The sequence below is a fragment of the Haloglomus salinum genome, assembly GCF_024298825.1.
Lineage (GTDB): Archaea > Halobacteriota > Halobacteria > Halobacteriales > Haloarculaceae > Haloglomus > Haloglomus salinum.
In genome coordinates this window covers 4,144,945-4,164,102 of sequence record NZ_CP101153.1, presented here as the reverse complement: position 1 = coordinate 4,164,102, position 19,158 = coordinate 4,144,945, and the positions used below count along the sequence as shown (strand labels likewise).

The window sequence follows — 19,158 nt, the reverse complement described above, 5'->3', positions numbered from 1 at the left end:
CCATCTGAAGTTACGCCGTCTCGAACGCTTCCTCGCGGACCCAGTCGTAGCCCTCGTCCTCGAGCTGCTCGGCCAGTTCGGCCCCGCCGCTCTTGACGACCTGCCCCTCCAGCATGATGTGGACGTGGTCGGGCTCGACGTAGTCGAGGATGCGCTGGTAGTGCGTGATCTGGAGGATGCCGGTGCCCTGCTCGTCACGGAGCGCGTTGATGCCCTTCGAGACGTCCTGGAGCCGGTCGATGTCCAGCCCGGAGTCGATCTCGTCCAGCACTGCGACGGACGGCTCGAGGATGGCGGCCTGCAGGACCTCGTTCTGCTTCTTCTCGCCGCCGGAGAAGCCCGCGTTCAGGTAGCGCTGGGCGAACCGCTCGTCCATGTCCAGCTGCTCCATCTTCTCGGCCAGGAGCTCCTGGAACTCGGCGACACCGACCTCGCCCTCGTCGGCCGGGCCCTCCATCGGGGAGGTGTCGTACCCCTCGTCCTCCTCCTCGTCGGCCGCGTCTGCTTCCTCCTCGTCCTCGAACAGCTCCTCGCGCTCCTCGAGCTTCGCGTTGAGCGCGGTCCGGAGGAAGTTCACCATCGTGACGCCCTCGATCTCGGCCGGATACTGGAAGCCCAGGAAGACACCGAGCGCCGCGCGCTCGTTGGGCTCCAGGTCCAGCAGGTTCCAGGTGCGCTTGTCCTCGGGGATCTCGAAGTCCTCTCCGAAGTCGCCCTCCTCCAGGTGGAGCAGGACCTCGCCCTCGGTCACCTCGTAGGCCGGGTGGCCGGCGACGATCTTCGCCGTGGTGGACTTCCCGGAGCCGTTCGGGCCCATCAGGGCGTGGATCTCGCCGGACGATACCTCCAGGTCGACACCGCGGAGGATGGTCTCCCCACCCTCCTCGGCGACCTCCGCGTGCAGATTCTTGAGTTCTAGCGTTGCCATGATGAGTACCTTCGGTCGACCAAAACTCCGGGTCTGACGTGCATAATGCTTTCGGGTTTCCACGTCAGTGTTCGCGATTCGAAAACGAAATCTTCTGTCTATGAAACCGGGTATCACACGGCCGTTGCTGACCGGGGCGCGCCGCCTTCGGCGAGCCCAGTGGCGACTGGCTCCGGTATGTATATAATACCGACGAGAGTCGGAATATCCTGGATGTAATAATTATATTTCGGCGTTTGGTACCTTACATGAACGAGCCGAGGCCGGTTTGCTCCTGCCCACTTTCGACCTCCTGCCAGGAAACCCCGAGAGCCTCCAGAATCCGCGCGATGGGACCCTTCAGTGTCTTCTCCAGCATCTTCTCGTAGTCGACGTGGAACTCCTCGGGCACCTGGTCGGCGTACTCGAAGCAGATGACGTCCGGGTCTCGCTTGAATTCGCCGTACAGCGGGTCGGCGTGCGGGTCCAGCCCCTCCTCCTCCTCGATGCGCTCGAAGAACGAGGCGTCCACGTTCTCCAGATAGAGTCGCATGGGCTTCGACCCGCGCCCGAAGTTCGTCCCGAGCAGCAGGTTGGCGTACTTCGCTCCGCGGACCTGTGCGGTGGCGGTGTCGTACGCGTCCAGCTTCTTCCCGATGCCGCCGGGGATGCCGATGTCGTCCAGGTCCGCGTTCTCCTCTTTGAACGACTCGATCTCCTCGTGGACGTACGTCCGCACGTCGTCCAGGTCCGCGCCCGTGACGATCATCTCGATGACGCGGTGCTGGACGCGCTTCGTCACCGGCGCGATGTCCGAGCGCTTGTACTCGAAGCCCGTGATGTCGATGTCGTCGACGTCCTTGCCCTCCTTCCAGACGATGTGGCCGGCGTAGCGCTTCTTCTTGCCCGCCTGGAAGAACCGCCGGTAGAGCTTCTCGAACTCTATCTGGAAGCGGTGGTGGGCGGCGTCGAGTTGCTCCAGGGCGAACTCGTCGTAGGACTCGTTGATGACCTCCTCCAGTTCGAACGATTTCTCGATGGCGGTCTCGTTGTCGATATCGCCGCCGAATTCGACCATAACGCTGTCAGTGTCTCCATAAACTATCTCCTGGTCGTTTTCTTCTACTATATCGCTTGTATATTCAATAACATCTCGTCCTGTGGCCGTCACCGCTGCCCCCATCTCTTTGTCGTAGAGTCGGAAGCGGTCCCAGCCGAGAACGCCGTAGAGCGATTGACCGACGAACTGGAACTTGCCGTCCCGCCCGGCCATCAGTGTGTGGTTGTCCTCGACCGTGACACAGTAGACGCCGTCATCGGCGGTACTGGTTCCCCCCGAACGGTGCATGCGGAAACTGTTCTTGCCGTCTTCCGTGCAGTAGATTCGCCACGAACCGCTGTCGTGGTTGACGCTCGGTGTGAGGCCGAGGTGGACGCAGAGACGGAGGATGTCGTCCCGGAGTGACTCGCTCGATGTCGTGTACCGCCAACTGTTGGGTTGCCGGTCACCGTCCCCGGCGATGAGCGTGTTCAGGAACCGCTCTTTCTGTTCCCGACTCACCTCGAAGACGAACTCCGGAATCCGCTTCTCGAAGCTGTCGCCCCCACAGAGGTCCTCCAGCCACCTGCCGAGGAGCTTCGAGGTGAACTGGTAGCACTGGTCGTCGACGTAGTAGTCGAAACCCATCCGGTCGAGGAGGGCGCCTATCGCGGCGTGGTCACTCTCGCCGGTGCCACCGTCGGCAATCGCATCCTGTGCGATTTTAACCGTGGTCGCGCTCCCACGGAAGTTCTCCCCGAACTGCTTGTCCTCGGACGTGTAGACGTTCCCCTCGGTGATGTACCAGGCCACCAGGTCAAGGAAGTCGTCCCCGTCGTAGAACCGGGGAATCCACTTCCGGCCGCGGTCGGCGTGGACGTAGAACGCCGAGCAGTGCTCGTCGAGGTACTCGCGATGTTCCTCGAACTCGTCGACCGAAAACACGTACCCAGTTCCGTCCTCGCCCTGCTTCTCCATCTTGTCCGGATACCAGCCCACCTCCGCTGCGAGGGTATGGCCGTGGACATCGTTGTCTGCCCAGACCTCGAAGTCACAGTCGAGGAACTCGATGATGTCGACCCGCCCCAGCCGTGACCCGCTCGGCCCCTCCCAGTCGTGCGGCAACTCGTAGTGCGACGACTCGTTGAGATCGCCGGCCTCGACGAATCGATAGTCGTCCCACGACGCACCGTTCTTATCGTCTTTCCGGACCAGCATCCGGTGGTTCGGCGTCACACTGAAGTCGACCTTGCTGGTCTGGATGTCGACAAGCTCCCCGCGGTAGTCGGGATACGCCTGCGTCTCCACCACCGGCTTCACTTCCATCCGCATCGTCTCCGGGTCCAGCGAGTACACCTCGTCGCCCACCTCCATGTCACGGATGTTCCGAACGCCCTCGGGCGTCAGGACATCCGTGTCCGGCGTGAAACAATTCATAATAACCTTGACAGCTTGCTGCTGCCGGTCGTACTGCTCGTACGGGTCCGTCCCGGGCTCGTGGTCGTTGCGGAGGCCCTTCTTCTCCTCGCGCTCGGTCAGCAGGTCGTCGACCATCGTCCGGATGATGCCGTCCGGCTCCTTGCGGAACTGCGTCCCGTTGGGGGCGTGGTAGGTCTCCCCGTCGTAGTCGTCGCCGACCTTCGTCTCGGGCGACGCGTTGATGGTCACCATCGACATGGGGTACAAAGACGCAAGGTCCAGCACCGAGACGTTCTCCTTGACGCCCGTGATGGGGTCGAAGACGGCACCGCCCTCGTAGTCCTCGGCCTCGACGCTCCCCTTCGAGGGGAGGACGAAGTTCCCGAACACCTCGTGGAGGATGTACATGTCCACGGCGTCTCCGGGCGTGGTGGCGTCCTCCAGCTTGCAGCCGACGAAGGAGGCGACCTCCTGCCAGAACGGGACGATCTCCTGCTTGCGGTCCAGCTCGACACACAGCTCCACGTCCCGGAGGTTGTACTCCAGCAGGCGCTCGGGGTCCTCCTCCCAGAGGTCGCCGATGTCGCCGGGGTAGCGCTCCTTCCCCACGTCGAGTTCCGTCTCGCCGACCGCGTCCAGCCGGTAGCTGTCGAGTTCCGTGAACTGCGTGCGCTTGTACGCGTACAGCAGGTCGAAGACGACGCGCCCCTTCACGTTCGGCCCCTGCCAGTCCGAGCGCCACACCTCGTTCACGCGCGAGGTCGGGTCGATGGCGAGGTCGTTTTCGGGCGTGGCGAGTTTCTCGATTCGGTCCAGCAGGTAGGGGGCGTCGAAGTCCGTGAAGTTCCAGCCCGTCAGCACGTCGGGGTCGGTCTCCCGGATGTAGTCGACGAACTCGCTCAGCATCGCCTCCTCGCGCTCGAACGACCGGACCTCGACCTCGAGGTCGTCCTCGATGGGCTCGTACCCCGGCAATCCGTCCGGGCCCTCGATGCCGTCGGGCGCGGTGTAGAGCCAGACGACGTACTCGTCGTCGTAGGAGTCGTGCGAGGTGAGACAGACGATGGGTTCCTCCCCGTCCTCGGGGAACCCGCGCCGGTCGTCGACCTCGATGTCGAACGTGCAGACCCGGGGCTCGACGTCCATCTCCACGGGCTCGAGTTCCGCGTGGTGGACGTCGATGGGGGTGTCGCCGTGTCCGTCACTGTCGCTGTCGCCGTCGCCTTCGTCGTCCTCGCGACGCACCGGCACGCGCACGCCCGAGCGGATGTCTCGGTCGATGAGCAGCCGGTTCGGGAAGAGGATGTCCGCCTCGTAATGGTCGAAGCGGTCGCGAAGTTGCCCCACGTCTCGGGGGGTCTGCCCGGTTATCTTCAGCAGGCGCTCACCACGGATGCTCTCGAACGGTTCCCCGTCCGCGCCGGTGAGATAGCGCCCCGTCAGCCGGTCGAACTGCTGCTCGGGGTCCTGCATCGGGTCGAGGTCGTCCTCGGTCCACTCCGCCGGGTCCTTCTCGGCGGCCGCGGCGTCGGTCACGAAGTTCGACAGCGGCGCGTAGAAGTACGGCTCGAACTCGTGGACGCGGACGTGGACGGCCTCACGGTCAGCATCGCGCCCGAACACGTGGAGGACGGGTCGTTCCTCGTCACCACGGCCCTCGATGGTGTAGTCGACCTGCGTCACCGCAAGCGTGGTCGTCCCGTCGGCGTCGGGGTAGCGCCGCTCTGCCATGTCAACGACTGCCGTGTCGCCGTTGCCGGCGCCGTTCCCGGCGACCGCCTCGGCGATCTCCGCCTCCGTCTCGTTGTCCGGGCCCCCGCCCTCGTCCCTGTCGTCGTCAGCGCCGGCGCTCCCGAAGTCGGTCAGCGATTGCTGGGAGTCCTCGGCCATTGTCGGCGTTCCGTCGTACGGGGTGAAAAAGGCACGTATCGGACGACGGCCCGGGCTCCGTGGGACGGTTCTCCCGGTCGACGCTCCGCCAGACGCTCCCCGTCCAGACGGTGGTCCGGGGTCGGGTTCACGCTCCGAAAATGCCCACAAGGGATATATGTGTGTCAATACTTCCCATGACTGGGTAGAACCACCATGCCTGACCCCGACGCCGACGTCGATGCGGAGTGGGATAGCCCCGAGAGCGAGGCCGACGCTGTCGCCACGACAGAGGCCTACGAGACGGACTCGGGCGTGGTGCTCTACGACGCTGAGAACCCGCTCGCGTGGATCCAGGCCGACAACGCCTGCCAGGTGCAGGAGATGGCCTGAACCACGCCGATAAACGCTTTTGCGGCCGCACCCCCTCGACCGACGCGTGAGCGACGGCGACCCGTGGCCGGACGAACCCGAGGAGCCCACCAATCCCGGCGAGAAGTATCTCGATCGGTTCGACCCCGAGCGCGAGGCCGAGGAACCTGACCCGGAAGCCGACCTCGCGCCCGATATCCCGGACGAGAGCAACGTTCCGGAGGGACTGTTCCGTGCGTTCTGGGGGCTCGTCGCGACCATCAACCTGGGCCTGTTCGCCGCCAGCCTCGGGCTGATGCTCGTCGTCTTCCGCGGCGAACTCCGCAACGGCGGCGCCGTCTTCCTGCTCGGCGTCGCCGCACTCGCCTACGCCGGCTGGAAGTACCGGGAGGTCCAGTCGACCGACTACGACGACGATGCCGAGGCCGACGAGGGCGACGCCGACACGGACGCCGAGGGTCGCCCGCCCGCCGACGACTGACGCGACCGCCGGGGGCCGCCAGCGGCACCGCAATCCTCACGCCTGTCCAACTGCTACGGGGCCTCGTGCAGCCCGTCGAGGACACCGATGGCCGTCGCTACCTCCTCGTGAAACGCTCCGGGGAGTCCAGCCTCGTCCGCGACCCGACCACCGGCAGCGAGGCGTACCTGCCGAACGAGGAGCTCAGCTCCGTCGAGGCGTCCGTGCTCGAACTCGCGGCCGAGGCGGTCCCCGCGCCGGTCCGCCGGGTCCTGCGCGCCGTCCACAACGACCGCGCGCTGGGGCTCCTGCTGGCGCTCGACGACCGCGGACCGACGAGTGTCCGTGACCTCCTCGACCGGACCGACCTCTGTGAGTCCGACCTCCACGGCCTCCTCGGGGAGTTCCGCGCCGCCGGCCTCGTCGTCGAGGCGGATGTCCTGGGGGAGCGCGGCTACGAGACCACCGATGTCGCGAGCGAGGGCCTCGACCTGCTTCGAGAGGACGAGGCGAGGGAGTAATCGGTTATCGAGATATACCACGCTACGGAAGGAAAATTCCGATAGAAACTGGCAATTTCGGGACTATCCTGCAAACTCGACATCCTGAACGTCAGTCGTCGCCTTCCACGGCTTCCGATTCCAGCGCCCCTGGCTCGACGGCGTTCGTCCGTTCGACGCGCGAGCGGTTGCTGGTCGGGTCCTTCGCCACGCGGACGAGGTCGTCGGCCGCCCCGACGAGTTCCTCGTCGTGGCTCACGACGAGAATCTGCTCGACGCCGAGGTCACGCATCGACTCGACCAGGTCGACCAGCTTCGAGACGTGGCCCGAGTCGAGGAACACGGTCGGCTCGTCGAGGATGAGCGGCGGCATCGGTGCCGTCCCCTCGATACCCTCGGCGAGCAGGCGGTAGATGGCACAGCGCAGCGAGAGGTTGAACAGCGCCCGCTCGCCGCCCGACAGCTGCTCGGGCTCGAGCGGCTCGTCGTCCTTCTGGAAGACGGTCAGCTCGTAGGAGCCGTCGAGTTCGATGTGCGAGTAGGCGTCGTTCGTGTACACCAGGTCGAACGTCTCGTTGAGGAGCCGTTCCAGCTTCTCGACGTTCTGCTGGCGGAGTTCGGCGCGCAGGTCGGCGTACATCGACTCCAGCTGCTCGGCCTCCTCGTACAGCGAGTCGAGGTTGTCGACCGTCTCGGCGAGGGCGTCGCGGCGCTCGCGCAGCTCCTCCAGCGTCTCGAGCTCCTGCTCCGTCGCACCGATGGCACCCTGCAGGTCGTCGCGGCGCTCGCGCAGGCCCTCGAGCTTCCCGTCGACCTGCTCGATGTACTGCTCGGCGCGTTCGAGTTCCCCCTCGGCGTGCTCGACGCGCTCCTCGTCGAACGCCTCCTCGAGTTCGGCCTTGCGGTCGCGTTTCTCCGCGAGCGACTCCCGCCGGAGTTCGTTCTCGCTGGCCAGTGACTCGCGGCGCTCGCGGAGGCGCTCGGCCTCGGTCTCGACCTCGTCGGCCGCGTCGAGCGCGTCGGTCGCCTCCTCGAGCAGGTTCCGCTGCTGTTTCAGCGACGCCTTCTCGCCGTTCAGTTCGCCAATGTCCGCTTTCGCGGCCTCGGCTTCGGCCTCGGCTGTCTCGGCGGCCTCGCGCTTCGCCGCGGCCTCGTCGTCGAGTTCCGCGGCACGCTCGCGCAGTCCCTCGACGCGCTCTGCCTCGTCGTCGAGGCCCTGCTGGCGCTCGGTCAGCAGTTCCTGCGCACTCTCGCGGTCGTTGCGGCGCTGTTCGAGTTCGTCGGCGCGGTCGGCCAGGTCCTCGGCCGCCTCCAGCGCGGCCTCACGCTCGGTGACGGTCTCGCGGGCCGCCGCCAGTTCCGCCTCCAGTTCCGCGACGCGTTCGCGGTCCTCGTCGACGCGCTCGACGTGCGGGGAGTCCTCGACCGGCTGGCCACACTCGGGACACTTCCCCTCGGCCAGCAACTCCTCGGCCTCCGTGACCCGCTCGCGCGCGTGCTCGATGTCGCCTTCCAGCGACGTGACCTGCGCGCGCGCCTCCGCGAGCGCATCGCGTCGCTGCTCGACCAGCGCGTCCGCACCGCCGGGGTCGCAGGGAGCGTCCTCGAAACTGGCCTCCAGTTCCGCGATTCGCTCGTCCAGTTCGGCGAGCTGTTCACGCTGCTGGGCGACCGTCTGGCGGGCCGCCTCCAGTTCGGCCGCGAGTTCGTCGGCCTCCTCGCGCTTCTCCTCGGCCTCCGATGCGAGTTCCTCGGCCCGCTCCCGGGCCGTCTCCGCGTCGCCCGCGTGCTCCTGTCGCTCGAGCAGACGCTCCTGGATGCGGTCGTCGACGTCCTCGATGCGCGATTCGAGGTCGTCGACGGCGGCCGCGAGCGACGCCGGGTCCGGATTCGCGGGCGCCACGTCGAGGTCGTCCGCATCGCTCGCGTCGACCGCCTCGCGGACGGCCTCGCGCGCCGTCTCTCGGTGCTCCTCCGCGGCCGTCGTCAGCCCCGAGATGCGCTCGGCGGCCTGCTCGCGCTCCTGCTCCGTCTCGGCTATCTCGGCCTCCAGCTCCTCGATGTCGTCGGCCAGCGCCGCGATCTCCTCGCGTTTCGCCTCGTGGTTCTCGAGAATCTCGCGGGCCTGGTCGCGCGTCTCGACGGCCGTCGCGCGCCCCTCCTCGAGTGTCTCTATCTCGTCGCTCACCTCCGAGAGGTCGCTCTTCAGCCCGTTCAGGCGCTCGTGGAGGTTCTCGTCCTCCTTCGACGCTATCTGTGACTCCACGTCCGCGAGCACCTCGCGCTTCCCATCGCGGACGCGCTTGACGCCGACCCGCGCGTCCGAGGCCCGCTCCCGGTACTCCTCCAGCGTCCCGAGCTGCAGGAGGTCGTCTATCATGTCCTGTCGCGTGCCCGGGTCGGCGTTGATGAGCTTGTTCACCTCTCCCTGCCGGACGTAGGCGCAGTTGACGAACGCGTCCGTGTCCATCCGCAGGAGGTCGGTTACGTACGCCCGGACGTCCTTCACGCCCTCGACGGGGCCCTCCGGTGTCTCCAGCACGCATTTGTCGTTGGTGGCGCCGCCGCCGCGGAGCTTGACCCGGCGCTCGATGTGGTAGTCCGCACCCCCGTGCGCGAACCAGAGTTCGACCGTCGCCTCCTCCGCGCCGGTCGTCACCACCTCGTCGAGGTTGGCGTCCAGCGCCCGGTGGCCGTACAGCGCGAAGAAACACGCCTCCAGGAGCGAGGATTTCCCACTCCCGTTCACGCCGTGGACGACCGTCACGCCCCCCTCGAGCGTGAGGTCGGCGTCGGCGTAGCACTTGAAGTTCTCCAGCGCGACGCGCCGGAACCTCACGCGAAATCACCCAGGGAACCCTGGCCGTCGTCGGCCGAGCTATCGGTCTCGGCTCCGGTCGGGTCGTCGTCCTCAGCCGTCGCGCTCGTGTCGGCGTCGTTCGGGTCCCCGTTCGCGGCTGTCTCGTCAGCGGCAGTCGGCTCGTCGCCGTCTGTCCCCGTGGTATCGGGGCTCTCCGCGTCGCCGGTATCGCCTCCTTCGGCGCCACCGTCGCCGGCCAGTTTCTCCGCGGCCGTCCCGGTCTGCTCGGCCGTCGTCTCCGAGACGTCCGGCGCGGGTCGGAAGGCCGACTCGTCACCCTCGTCGACGAGGTCGCGCACGCGCTGTTCCACGTCGTCGGCGACCCGCGAGTCGGGGGTCTTGCTCTCGCGGACGGTCTCGTCGAGCGTGCGTGCGGCGCTGCTCAGTCCGAGGTCGCGGACGCGCTCGCGGACGGCCTCGTCGGGGTCCGCGAACGACACCTCGACCTCCTCACCGGCCGCGTCGAACTCGCGGCGGTCGTTCACCCGCGCGACGAGTGCCCCCTGCTCGCGCATCCGCTCTTCGACCTGCGCGGGCGCGACCCGCTCGCCCTCGCCCGTGATGGTCGTGATGGCCACGGCGTCGGAGAGGTCGTACTGGGTCACCTGCTCGTTGACGCGCTCGACGCCCTCGCCCTCCTGCAACTCGACGTCGATGAACTGGAAATCACGCGTCGGCAGCGACCGGCGCGTGATGTGGACGCCGTCGGCCCCGTCGCCGTCGAAGGTGACGAGGTTGTAGCCGCGGTCCTCGCGCTCGTCCGCGCTCGCGCGCTCGGTCGACCCACAGTAGGTGACCCACGCGTCCACAGCGTCGTCCATGCCGTCCTCGCCGTCGGGGTCGAGCCGCTCCCGACCGGGCTTGTGGTTGTCGCCCAGCAGCATCGCGTCGAAGTCGACACTGGCCTCGGCGAGCACCTCGCGGGCGTCCCAGTCGCCGTGGTCGAACGGCTGGAACAGGCCGTGCGTGACCAGCGCCGCGTGCGCGGCGTCGTGGTCGTGGAACTCGTACTCGAGGTCCTCGCGCTGTGACCGCGGGACGAAATCCAGGCCGTACAGCGCGACGCCGCCGACCACGCGGGGCTCGTCGCCCAGCCGCTCTGCGTAGCCCAGCGAGGCGAACAGGTCGAGCCACTGCGCGTCCCGCTTCGTCTCGTGGTTCCCGACCACCGCGAGGAACGGGATACCGGCCTCGGCGAGGTCGCGCAGGACGCCGATGGTGCCCATCAGGTCGACCAGTTCCGGCCGGCGGTCGTGGAACAGGTCGCCGGCGTGGACGACTGCGTCCACGTCCGCCTCGATGGCGTCCTCGATGACCTGCTGGAAGGCCGCCAGGAAGTCCCCTCGGCGTTTCGGCTCGTTGTACTGCCGGTAGCCGAGATGGGTGTCCCCCGTGTGGAGCAACCGCGTCATGGCCGCGGGTTGGTCGGGTCCCCGTAAGAACGTGTCGTGGGCTCGGTGGAAGTGGAATCCCTGTGCCCACGAGGCCCGGTCGACGACTGGGGGACCGGGCCGACGTTTCATACTGGCTCGGGCACGGTTCCCTCCTATGGCGACCGTTCGATGGCCGACCCAGGACGTTGTCGGGCCGTTCGAGGGCGACTCCCGCTTCCTCTCCAACTTCGCTCCCATCGGCGTGCGGTACGACGGGACGGAGTTCGCGACGGCAGAACACGCGTACCAGGCCGCCAAGGCGAGGAACAAGCCCGATATCTACGACCGCATTGCGGCGGCGACCGACCCGGACGAGGCCAAACGCCTGGGTCGCCGGGTCGCACTCCCGGACGACTGGGAGGACCGGAAACGGTACGTGATGCTGGAGGTGGTGACCGCGAAGTTCGGGCAGCACCCGGACTACAGGGAGCGCCTGCTCGAGACGGGACGGCGGACGATCGTGGAACTGAACTCGTGGGACGACACGTACTGGGGCGCCGATATCGAGACGGGGCTGGGCCGGAACGTGCTCGGCCGGATCCTGATGGGGGTCCGGTCCACGCTCCGATTCGACCGCGGACCGTGACTACGGTCAAGGCTGTCGGTGAACCGTTCGCCGGCATCGAAATCGGCGGAACGCACGAGTGGGATCCCGGCTGACCCCCCACGATTACGTTGTCGCCCGTCCCAGTCCCGCACATGATAACCCTGAGTTCGGACTTCGGGGCGCCGTACCCGGCGGCGATGAAGGGCGTCATCCTGCAGCGCGTCGACACCCGGCTCGTCGACGTGAGCCACGAGTTCCCGCGGCAGGACGTGCGTGCGGCGGCGTTCTGGCTCCGGGAGGTTCTCCCCTGGTTCCCGCCGGCGGTCCATCTCGTCGTCGTGGACCCGGGTGTCGGCACGGACCGCCGGGCGCTCGTCGTTCGCGCGGGCGACCACGCGCTCGTCGGCCCGGACAACGGTGTCCTCCTCCCGGCGGCGCGGCGCCTGGCGACCGCCGCCGGTGCCGCGAACGGCGGGAACGGGGACGGCGACGGCGAGGTGGAGGTGTTCGACTACGCGTACGGCGACCCCGCGAGCCGGACGTTCCACGGCCGGGACGTGTTCGCGCCCGCGGCCGCCGCGGTCCACGAGATCGGCGTCGACGACCTCGGCGCAGCCGATCGGCTCACGCCGACCGACGAGTACGAGGCCGTCTCCTTTCCCGACCCGTCGCTCGACGAGGCCGGCGCTGATGGCGAGGTCATGGTCGTCGACGACTTCGGCAACGTCGTGACGAACATCCCCGGAGAGACTCTGGCCGACCACGTCGGCAATCAGCTCGAGGTGAACGGGGTCGACGCGCCGGTCGTCCGGGCCTACGCCGAGCGCGAGACCGGCGAGCGACTGGTCACCGTCGGCAGCCACGGCAACGTCGAGTTCGCGGTCAACCAGGGCCGGGGCGACGAGGCGTTCGGCCTTGCGCCCCGTGATACGGTCCGGCTGTCCTGGTAAGGTACCGCTCCGCCGTCCGACGATTCGGGAAAAGATGTGTATATGGCGTCAAACTATTCGGCATCTCTAAAAACGGGCCACTACACCAGATATTTCCGTCTCTCCGGCGGACCTGCCGGGCGAGTATGTCCGCCGAAGAACTCGGGCTGACGGAGTCGGTCTCCATCGCGCTCGGGGGGATGATCGGCGGCGGCATCTACGCCGTCATGGGGGTCGTGGCCGGCATCACGCGATTCGCGACGTGGGCCGCGTTCGTCGCGGCCGGCATCGTCGCGCTCTGTGCCGGCTACTCCTACATCACGCTCGACCGGATGACCGACAACTGCGGCGGGTCGGTCACGTTCGTCCAGTGTTATCTCGGGAGCTCGGACCTCGCGGGGATGGTCGGCTGGACGCTGCTCGTCGGGTACATCGGCTCCATGGCGATGTACGCCTTCGCGTTCGCCGAGTTCACCGTCTCGCTGTCGGTCGTCCCGGCGAGTGTGGCCAGCCTCCCGGCCCGCCCGGCCATCTCCGTGCTGGCCGTCGCGGGGTTCGTCGCGCTCAATCTCGCCGGCGCGCGGACCACGGGGACCGCCGAGAACGTCCTCGTCGCGCTCAAGGTGTTCATCCTCGTCGCGTTCGGTGTCCTGGGGGTCGTCTACGCGTCCCGGTTCGCCCCCGGGAGCGGCGGGCTCCGCTTCGGGACCGGTTCGCTGGTCGGAGTCGGCCCCGTCGTGGCCGCGGCCATCTCGTTCGTCGCGTTCCAGGGCTGGCAGCTCCTGTTCTACGACCAGGCCTCCATCACCGACCCCGAGTCGACCATCCGGAAGGCCGTCTACATCTCCATCCCGGTCGCCGTCACCATCTACGTCCTCGTCGGGGTCGTGACGGTCAACCTCGCGCCGCAGGCGCTCCAGCAACATCCACACGTCGCCCTGAAGGATGCCGCCCGGACGATGCTGTCGCCCTACGGGCTCGCGACGGCCGGCGGCGTCGCGCTCGCACTCTCGGCGCTGTTCTCTACCGGGAGTGCCATCAACGCGACCATGTTCTCGGCGGCACACTTCGCGAAGGGGATGCTCGCCGAAGACCTGCTACCCGACGACATCGGCGACGCCGACGCCGACGGCATCCCCGAGCGGACGCTGCTGGCCATCGGCGGCGTCACGGCCCTGTTCACCGCCGTCGGGAGCCTCGGGGCAATCACCTCCTTCGCCTCGCTGGCGTTCATCCTCGTCTTCGGGGCGATGAGCCTTCTCTGTCTCCGGGAGCGCGACCACGACGCCGTCAACCCGGTGCCACCCGCCGTCGGCTTCCTCGGCACGACCGCGTTCCTCCCGCTGATGGCCTACAACCTCTACACCCGCGAACCGAACACGTTCGTGATGGTGCTCGTGGTGGCGGTCGCCGTCGTGGGCGTCGAACTCCTCTACTTCAAGCGCGACCTGCTGGAGGAGACGGTCGTCCCCATCGAGGAGGAGCGCATCGACGGCGCCGTCGACGACGCCGCGGACTACCTCCCCGGCGCCGAGTGACCGGCACCGCACCCGGGCTGTACCCGGTGGGTCCCCGGAAACGGTCCCGGCGCGTGGGACTAAGTCCCGTCCGGTCCTCGCGTCCGGTATGCTGGACCGATACCCCGAGGCGGCGGCGCTCGACCCCGAGGAAGGCGAGGTTCTCACGGCAGAACTCGTCGTCACCGACGACGTGCTCGTGAAGGCGTTCGCGCTCGGCCCCGGCGCCCGCGTCGACCCGCACGAACACGACGACGCTACCAACGTCTTCCACGTCCTGCGGGGGACCGTCACGGTCGTCCGAGACGACGAGGAGGAGCGGGTCCCCGCGCCGGGCGTCGTCCTCAACGAACGGGGAGTCGTCCACGGGGCCCGGAATGACGGCGAGGACCCGGCGGTCCTCACGGCCAGCCTCTGCCCCCTTCCCGGTGGAAGCTGACTTATGTACCTTCGTGATGTGGTGGCGCCGGTCCATCGGGCGGCTCCTCTCCCGTGAAACCGCAAGACGGAGGCACGACGAACGTCCGACGAATTGCGTCGGTCACACGACTGTCTGACGCGGATTTATGTTCCTCCCGGGGATGGCTATCGGTGGGCGCGCACTGACGGCCTCAACACATCCCCATCCTCCCCACCGCGCGCCCGGACCTATCTCCTTTCCGGGGATGCAGAGGCCACATACACTCTCTGTTCCCTGCGACCTCGACCCGGAGCCACAGCTCTCGCAGCGGTCGCTCGCCGGTCCGTCGCTGCCGAGAACCGACCGCCGTCACTGCCCGCTCAGGCGCCGGCTTCCGCGTCGGCGTCCGGGTCGTCCCCGCGAACCATCGCCCGGACGTCGCCGAGCGAACTCCCGTCTGCGATGATCGCCAGCCGGTCGCCGGCCTCGATGGTCGCCTGCGGCAGCGGGATGTTCAGCGGCTCGTTCACTCGGCCGTGCGCGTACACCCGCGCTCCCGACGGGAACTCCACCTCGACGACCCGGCTCCCGATGAGCGGTGAGTCGGCCGGGACGTCGACGGTCGCCGCCGTCAGCGTCTCGGTGAGGTCCGCGAGAACGTTCAGGTCGCCGCCCAGCAGCGCCGTCTTCGCGCCCGCCGCACCGAGGCGCTCGGGGTAGACGATCTCGTCGACGTCCGCGGCGTACTTCTCGTATATCTCCTCGCGGTAGTCCTCGTCGATGCGCATGACCGTCCGGATGTCGTGGGCCTTGCCGGCCATGCAGGCGGCGAAGTTGGCGTTCAGGTCGCCCGTGAGCGCGGCTATCGCGTCGACATCGGCGATGCCGGCCTGCTCCAGCAGGCGCTCGTCCTGGCCGTCGCCCTGGTGGGCCTGGAATCCGTCGTCGGAGGCCTTCGCGACCTTCTCGGCGTTCTGTTCGACGATGGTGACCTCGTGGCCCTCGGAGGCGAGAATCTGGGAGGTCCGCAGTCCGACCCGACCGTAGCCGACGATGAGGAATCGCATACCGGCCCTTCAGCCCCCCACGTCAAGAGGTTTTCCGCGATTTCGACCCGCCGGCCTGCTCGCCGTCCGACCCATCGCCCGGCCCGTCTCCCGACTCCGGGGCCGACCCGTCGGTCCGCCCGACGACCCGCGACTGGACGTGGTCGGGGAACAGTTCGTCGACGCGGTCGTGGCCGTGCTCGCGGCGGATGAGCGTCCGGATGGCCGCCTCGTAGTCGGCCTTCGCCAGCTCGTCGCTGGGACCGATGGCGACCTCGAGCTGGTCGCGGGCGAGGCGGTCGACTGCGTCCCGGCCGAAACCGCGCAACGGAACGAGGTAGTCCACACCGTGGCGGTCCTCCAGGCTCTGTATCGCCGGCCGGTCCAGCCGGGGAACCCGGTCGTCGCGGCGGGTGCCGTCGGCGATGGTCGGGGGCGAGTCGTCGCCCGCTGCGACGGCTTCCTCCGCAACCGTCTCCAGCGCCTGCTCGTGGACCGACTGGATGGCCTCCCGCGGGTAGCCGTCGGCCAGCGTCCGCTCGGCGGCCTCGTGGGCCACCGACTCGGGCAGCGACACCACGCGGTGCGGGAGGCCGATGGCCTCGGCGGCCTCGCGGGCGTGATACGTCGCGCGGGCGATTCCCCAGCCTGGCTCGGGCGCCGCGTCGATACCGAACCCGATGGTGACCAGCGTCACGTCGTAGAACGGCTCGAGGCAGAGTGCGGCGAGGGCGGAGTCCTTGCCGCCGCTGAACAGGACCCACGCCGGCGGCTGGGCGGCCGACGCCGTCTCGGTCGGGGCCACGTTACCGGCGCTTGATGTCGAAGCTCTGCTTCTCCGGCTTGAGCTCCTGCAGGAGCTCCTTCATCTGCTCCTCGTCGATGCGGCCCTGGAGCCGGCCCGAGCGGTGGAGCGCGATGACCTGCTGTTCGACCTTCTCGGCGAACTCCGGCTTGCTCATCCGGATGGTGTTGAGTCGCTTGCGCGCGCCGTCGTCCAGCGCCTTCCGGAGCATCGCCTTCTTCTGGGCCTCGGCCTGCTCGCGCTGGGCCTCGGCGGCCTCCCCGTCCGGAGCGCCGCCCTCCTGCTGGCGCTGCTTCAGCTCCTCCATCTTCTTCTGTCGCAGTTCGTCGATCTCCTCTTCGTTCCCACTCATGGACGACCGTTGTGTCGTTCGCAGGAAAACCGTTTCGCCGCAGGCACACGCCGATCTCGACACCGGCCGCCGCGCCGACCTCACTCCTCGCCGCGCTGGCGCTCGCGCATGTTCTGCCGCGTGAACTGCGGGGTCGCGCTGATGCCACGGTCGCGGCGGAAGGCGAGCCCGGTCAGCCCCAGCAGCCCGAGCGTCCCAGCGGCCGCCAGCAGGACGACCTCGTTCCCCACCGTCGCCCGGAAGCCGTAGGCGAGCGCCGTCATGACGATGCCACCGGTCGCGAGCCCTCCGAGTACGATTCTGCGACCGAACCGGCTGACCACGCGCCCGTCGTCGCGTACGGTCGCCCGGACCGCGACGTTCCCGCGGACGATGTGGTCGAGAGCGCGTTCCGCACCCGTCGGTGCCCGGAAGACCGCGAGCCCGATTCTGGCTGCCTCGTCGATGCCCGCCTCGAGGAGGCGCTGGGCCGACTCCTGTCCCTGCTCCTTCCGGACGTAGTCGGTCACGACCGCGACGAAGTCGAACTCGTCGTCGAGCGTGTAGCACACCCCCTCGAGGATGGTGGATGTCCGCACCATCAGTGCGAGGTCGCGCGGCAGCCGCATCGGGAACTCCCGGAGCGTCCCCTGGAACCCCTCCACGAGTTCCCGTACCTCGCTCACATCCACCTCGCCGCCCCGCAGGTTGTCGAAGGCGAGTTCCATCCCGGCGCGCATGAACTCGCGGTCGGCGTCGGGGTCCAGCGCACCCATCCCCTCGAACGCGTCCAGCACGCCCTCGATGTCCTCGCTCGCGACGGCGACGTAGAACTCGAACAGTTCGTTCCGCCGACGCTCGCTCAGCGTCCCCGTCAGCCCGAAGTCGTAGAAGACGATGGTCCCGTCGGACTGGACCGCGAGGTTGCCGGGGTGCGGGTCCGCGTGGAACACACCGTCCTCGATTATCATCCGGATGTACGCCCGGAGGAGCCGGTCTGCGAGGTCGGTCGTATCGATGCCCATCGACCGGAGCGTCGAGACGTTCGATATCTTCGTGCCCTCGATGTACTCCGAGACGATGACGCGGTCGGTCGTCAACTCGGCGACGACGGGCGGGATGCGGACCTCCGGTGTGTCGGCGAAGTTCGTCCGGACCAGTTCCTGTCGGCGGGCCTCGTGGGCGTAGTCCATCTCCTGGCGGATGGTCGCGGCGTACTCGTCGGCGAGGTTCTCCAGGGTGAACCGCTGGCCCGGCGGCGCGAGCCGGGTCACGAACGGCAGCAGCGTCCGGATGACGCGCAGGTCGGCCTCGACGCGCGGTCGGACGCCCGGCCGGAGCACCTTCACCGCCACGTCGGTCGGCGACTCGGCCCCGACGCTGTCGGGGGCCAGGCGTCCGACGTACACCTGCCCGATACTCGCACCGCTGATGGGCTCGTGCTCGAACTCGGCGAACACCTCGTTCACGGGCCCGAGTTCACCCTCCAGCACCTCTCGTGCCTCGGACCAGGGGGCCGCCGGCACCCGGTCCTGGAGCGCCGACAGCTCCTCGACGTACGCCGGCGGGAGGACGTCCGGCCGCGTCGACAGCATCTGCCCGAACTTGATGAACGCCGGGCCCAGCTCCAGCAACGTCTCGCGGAGCTTGCGTGCCCGGCGCCGGTCGTCCTCGTCGGTCGGTTCGCGGCCGTCACCGAACAGCAGCCACCGCCGCCGGTCGCGCAGGAAGGCGACGACGAACGGCAGGAAGGCTCCGATGACCACGAAGAACCGGTACAGCGACCGGAGCCGCACGCGGAGCGGGAGCCGCTCGTCCGTGACGCCCCCGACGAGTTCCGGCTCCGGGAGCGCCGGGTCGAGCGCGTCGCTCTCGGCATCCTCTGGGAACTCCGCCGTCGACTCCTCGGCCGCACTGCTCACGTCACTACTGGGGCGCGGCGACCGGATAAAGGGCCTGCTCGGGGCAGCCCCGGCCGGGGGCCGCTGTGGACTCCCCCCAGTCCGGGGCAAACGCCTTTGCGCTCGCCGGCCCCACGACCGCCCATGAGCGACCCCGATGTCGTCTGCGTGACGAACGAGGCCGAGACGTTCACCTGCAACGCCTATCTGGTGCCGGGCGAGGTCACGACGCTGGTCGACGCGGGCGCCTGGGACGGCGTCGTCGATGCCGTCCGCGAGCACGTCGACGGCCTGGACCGGGTCGTGATGACCCACCAGCACGGCGACCACGTCGCGCAGCTGGACGCCGTCTGCGACGCCTTCGACCCGGACGTGTACGCCTACGCCGACCACTCGTGCCGAACCCACGCCATCGACGACGGTGACACGGTGCAGGTCGGTGACGAGGACTGCGACGTGGTCTACACGCCCGGTCACGCCGACGACCACGTCTCATTCGTCTCGCCCACGAGCCTCTACTCCGGCGACGTGGTGGTCCACGACGACGGCGCGTTCGACTACGGCTCCTTCGGCCGCACGGACATGGCCGGGCAGTCCCGCGAGCGACTCATCGAGTCCATCCGCGACCTCCTCGACCGGCTCCCGGAGGGCGTCGAACACATGTACGCCGGCCACGGCGGCGTCTTCCACGGCGACGTGCGTGACGTGGTCGAGACGGCCCTCGAACGCGCCGAGCAGCACGAGCCGAAGTACCCCGACGACTGACGCGTACTGGAGAGCCAGTGTCCAGGAATCAGAATCCGCGTGGTGCTACCGTACCTGC

Annotated in this window: 16 protein-coding genes; 8 read left to right on the top strand and 8 right to left on the bottom strand. The window is 68.2% G+C overall.

Annotated features, from left to right (window positions below; genetic code table 11):
• Window positions 1-10: 10 nt before the first annotated feature.
• Window positions 11-928, bottom strand: a complete 918-nt coding sequence (locus NL115_RS20380; RefSeq protein WP_254831150.1) for an ABC transporter ATP-binding protein — start codon at window positions 926-928, stop codon at window positions 11-13.
• Between the two features lie 244 nt (window positions 929-1,172).
• Window positions 1,173-5,255, bottom strand: coding sequence for a DNA polymerase domain-containing protein (locus tag NL115_RS20375; RefSeq protein WP_254831149.1), 4,083 nt, complete (start codon window positions 5,253-5,255; stop codon window positions 1,173-1,175).
• 195 nt (window positions 5,256-5,450) lie between these two features.
• Here NL115_RS20375 and NL115_RS20370 point away from each other — a divergent pair, with 195 nt between their 5' ends.
• The 3 genes from NL115_RS20370 (at window position 5,451) to NL115_RS20360 (ending at window position 6,587) form a co-directional block, all read left to right on the top strand.
• On the top strand, window positions 5,451-5,627 hold the full coding sequence (locus tag NL115_RS20370; protein ID WP_254822715.1) for a DUF7331 family protein: 177 nt from the start codon (window positions 5,451-5,453) through the stop codon (window positions 5,625-5,627).
• A gap of 46 nt (window positions 5,628-5,673) precedes the next feature.
• Window positions 5,674-6,087: a DUF7322 domain-containing protein gene (locus tag NL115_RS20365; protein WP_254831148.1), complete on the top strand. Its 414-nt coding sequence runs from the start codon at window positions 5,674-5,676 to the stop codon at window positions 6,085-6,087.
• Window positions 6,088-6,152: 65 nt separating this feature from the next.
• The gene (locus tag NL115_RS20360) at window positions 6,153-6,587 is read left to right on the top strand and encodes a DUF7346 family protein (RefSeq protein ID WP_254831147.1); all 435 of its coding nucleotides are present in this window, start codon (window positions 6,153-6,155) and stop codon (window positions 6,585-6,587) included.
• 91 nt (window positions 6,588-6,678) lie between these two features.
• Here NL115_RS20360 and rad50 read toward each other — a convergent pair whose 3' ends face one another.
• Window positions 6,679-9,405 (bottom strand): DNA double-strand break repair ATPase Rad50, encoded by a 2,727-nt coding sequence (gene rad50, locus NL115_RS20355; protein ID WP_254831146.1) that lies wholly within the window; start codon window positions 9,403-9,405, stop codon window positions 6,679-6,681.
• Complete coding sequence (gene mre11 / locus NL115_RS20350) at window positions 9,402-10,838, bottom strand: DNA double-strand break repair protein Mre11 (protein ID WP_254831145.1); 1,437 nt, start codon at window positions 10,836-10,838, stop codon at window positions 9,402-9,404. The genes rad50 and mre11 overlap by 4 nt, the downstream gene beginning before the upstream one ends.
• 136 nt (window positions 10,839-10,974) lie before the next feature.
• Between mre11 and ybiA the strand changes: the two genes are divergently transcribed.
• The 4 genes from ybiA to NL115_RS20330 all read left to right on the top strand — a co-directional run bounded on the left by ybiA (window position 10,975) and on the right by NL115_RS20330 (window position 14,291).
• The gene (gene ybiA / locus NL115_RS20345) at window positions 10,975-11,445 is read left to right on the top strand and encodes a riboflavin biosynthesis intermediates N-glycosidase (protein ID WP_254831144.1); all 471 of its coding nucleotides are present in this window, start codon (window positions 10,975-10,977) and stop codon (window positions 11,443-11,445) included.
• A 113-nt stretch (window positions 11,446-11,558) separates the two neighbouring features.
• Window positions 11,559-12,356, top strand: a complete 798-nt coding sequence (locus NL115_RS20340) for an SAM hydrolase/SAM-dependent halogenase family protein (protein ID WP_254831143.1) — start codon at window positions 11,559-11,561, stop codon at window positions 12,354-12,356.
• A 125-nt stretch (window positions 12,357-12,481) separates the two neighbouring features.
• On the top strand, window positions 12,482-13,873 hold the full coding sequence (locus NL115_RS20335) for an APC family permease (protein WP_254831142.1): 1,392 nt from the start codon (window positions 12,482-12,484) through the stop codon (window positions 13,871-13,873).
• A gap of 88 nt (window positions 13,874-13,961) precedes the next feature.
• Window positions 13,962-14,291 carry a cupin domain-containing protein gene (locus tag NL115_RS20330; protein WP_254831141.1) on the top strand — a complete coding sequence of 110 codons (330 nt, stop codon included), beginning with the start codon at window positions 13,962-13,964 and terminating at the stop codon, window positions 14,289-14,291.
• Between the two features lie 341 nt (window positions 14,292-14,632).
• On the opposite strand, the gene NL115_RS20325 is transcribed toward NL115_RS20330, so the two are convergent.
• From NL115_RS20325 to NL115_RS20310, 4 genes are all read right to left on the bottom strand, one after another.
• The gene (locus NL115_RS20325; protein WP_254831140.1) at window positions 14,633-15,319 is read right to left on the bottom strand and encodes a potassium channel family protein; all 687 of its coding nucleotides are present in this window, start codon (window positions 15,317-15,319) and stop codon (window positions 14,633-14,635) included.
• Window positions 15,320-15,341: 22 nt separating this feature from the next.
• The gene (locus NL115_RS20320; protein ID WP_254831139.1) at window positions 15,342-16,103 is read right to left on the bottom strand and encodes a DUF7411 family protein; all 762 of its coding nucleotides are present in this window, start codon (window positions 16,101-16,103) and stop codon (window positions 15,342-15,344) included.
• 1 nt (window position 16,104) lies between these two features.
• Window positions 16,105-16,455 carry a DNA-binding protein gene (locus NL115_RS20315; RefSeq protein WP_254831138.1) on the bottom strand — a complete coding sequence of 117 codons (351 nt, stop codon included), beginning with the start codon at window positions 16,453-16,455 and terminating at the stop codon, window positions 16,105-16,107.
• Window positions 16,456-16,535: 80 nt separating this feature from the next.
• Window positions 16,536-18,356, bottom strand: a complete 1,821-nt coding sequence (locus tag NL115_RS20310) for an ABC1 kinase family protein (protein WP_254831137.1) — start codon at window positions 18,354-18,356, stop codon at window positions 16,536-16,538.
• Window positions 18,357-18,479: 123 nt separating this feature from the next.
• Here NL115_RS20310 and NL115_RS20305 point away from each other — a divergent pair, with 123 nt between their 5' ends.
• Window positions 18,480-19,100, top strand: coding sequence for an MBL fold metallo-hydrolase (locus NL115_RS20305; RefSeq protein ID WP_254831136.1), 621 nt, complete (start codon window positions 18,480-18,482; stop codon window positions 19,098-19,100).
• Window positions 19,101-19,158 lie beyond the last annotated feature (58 nt).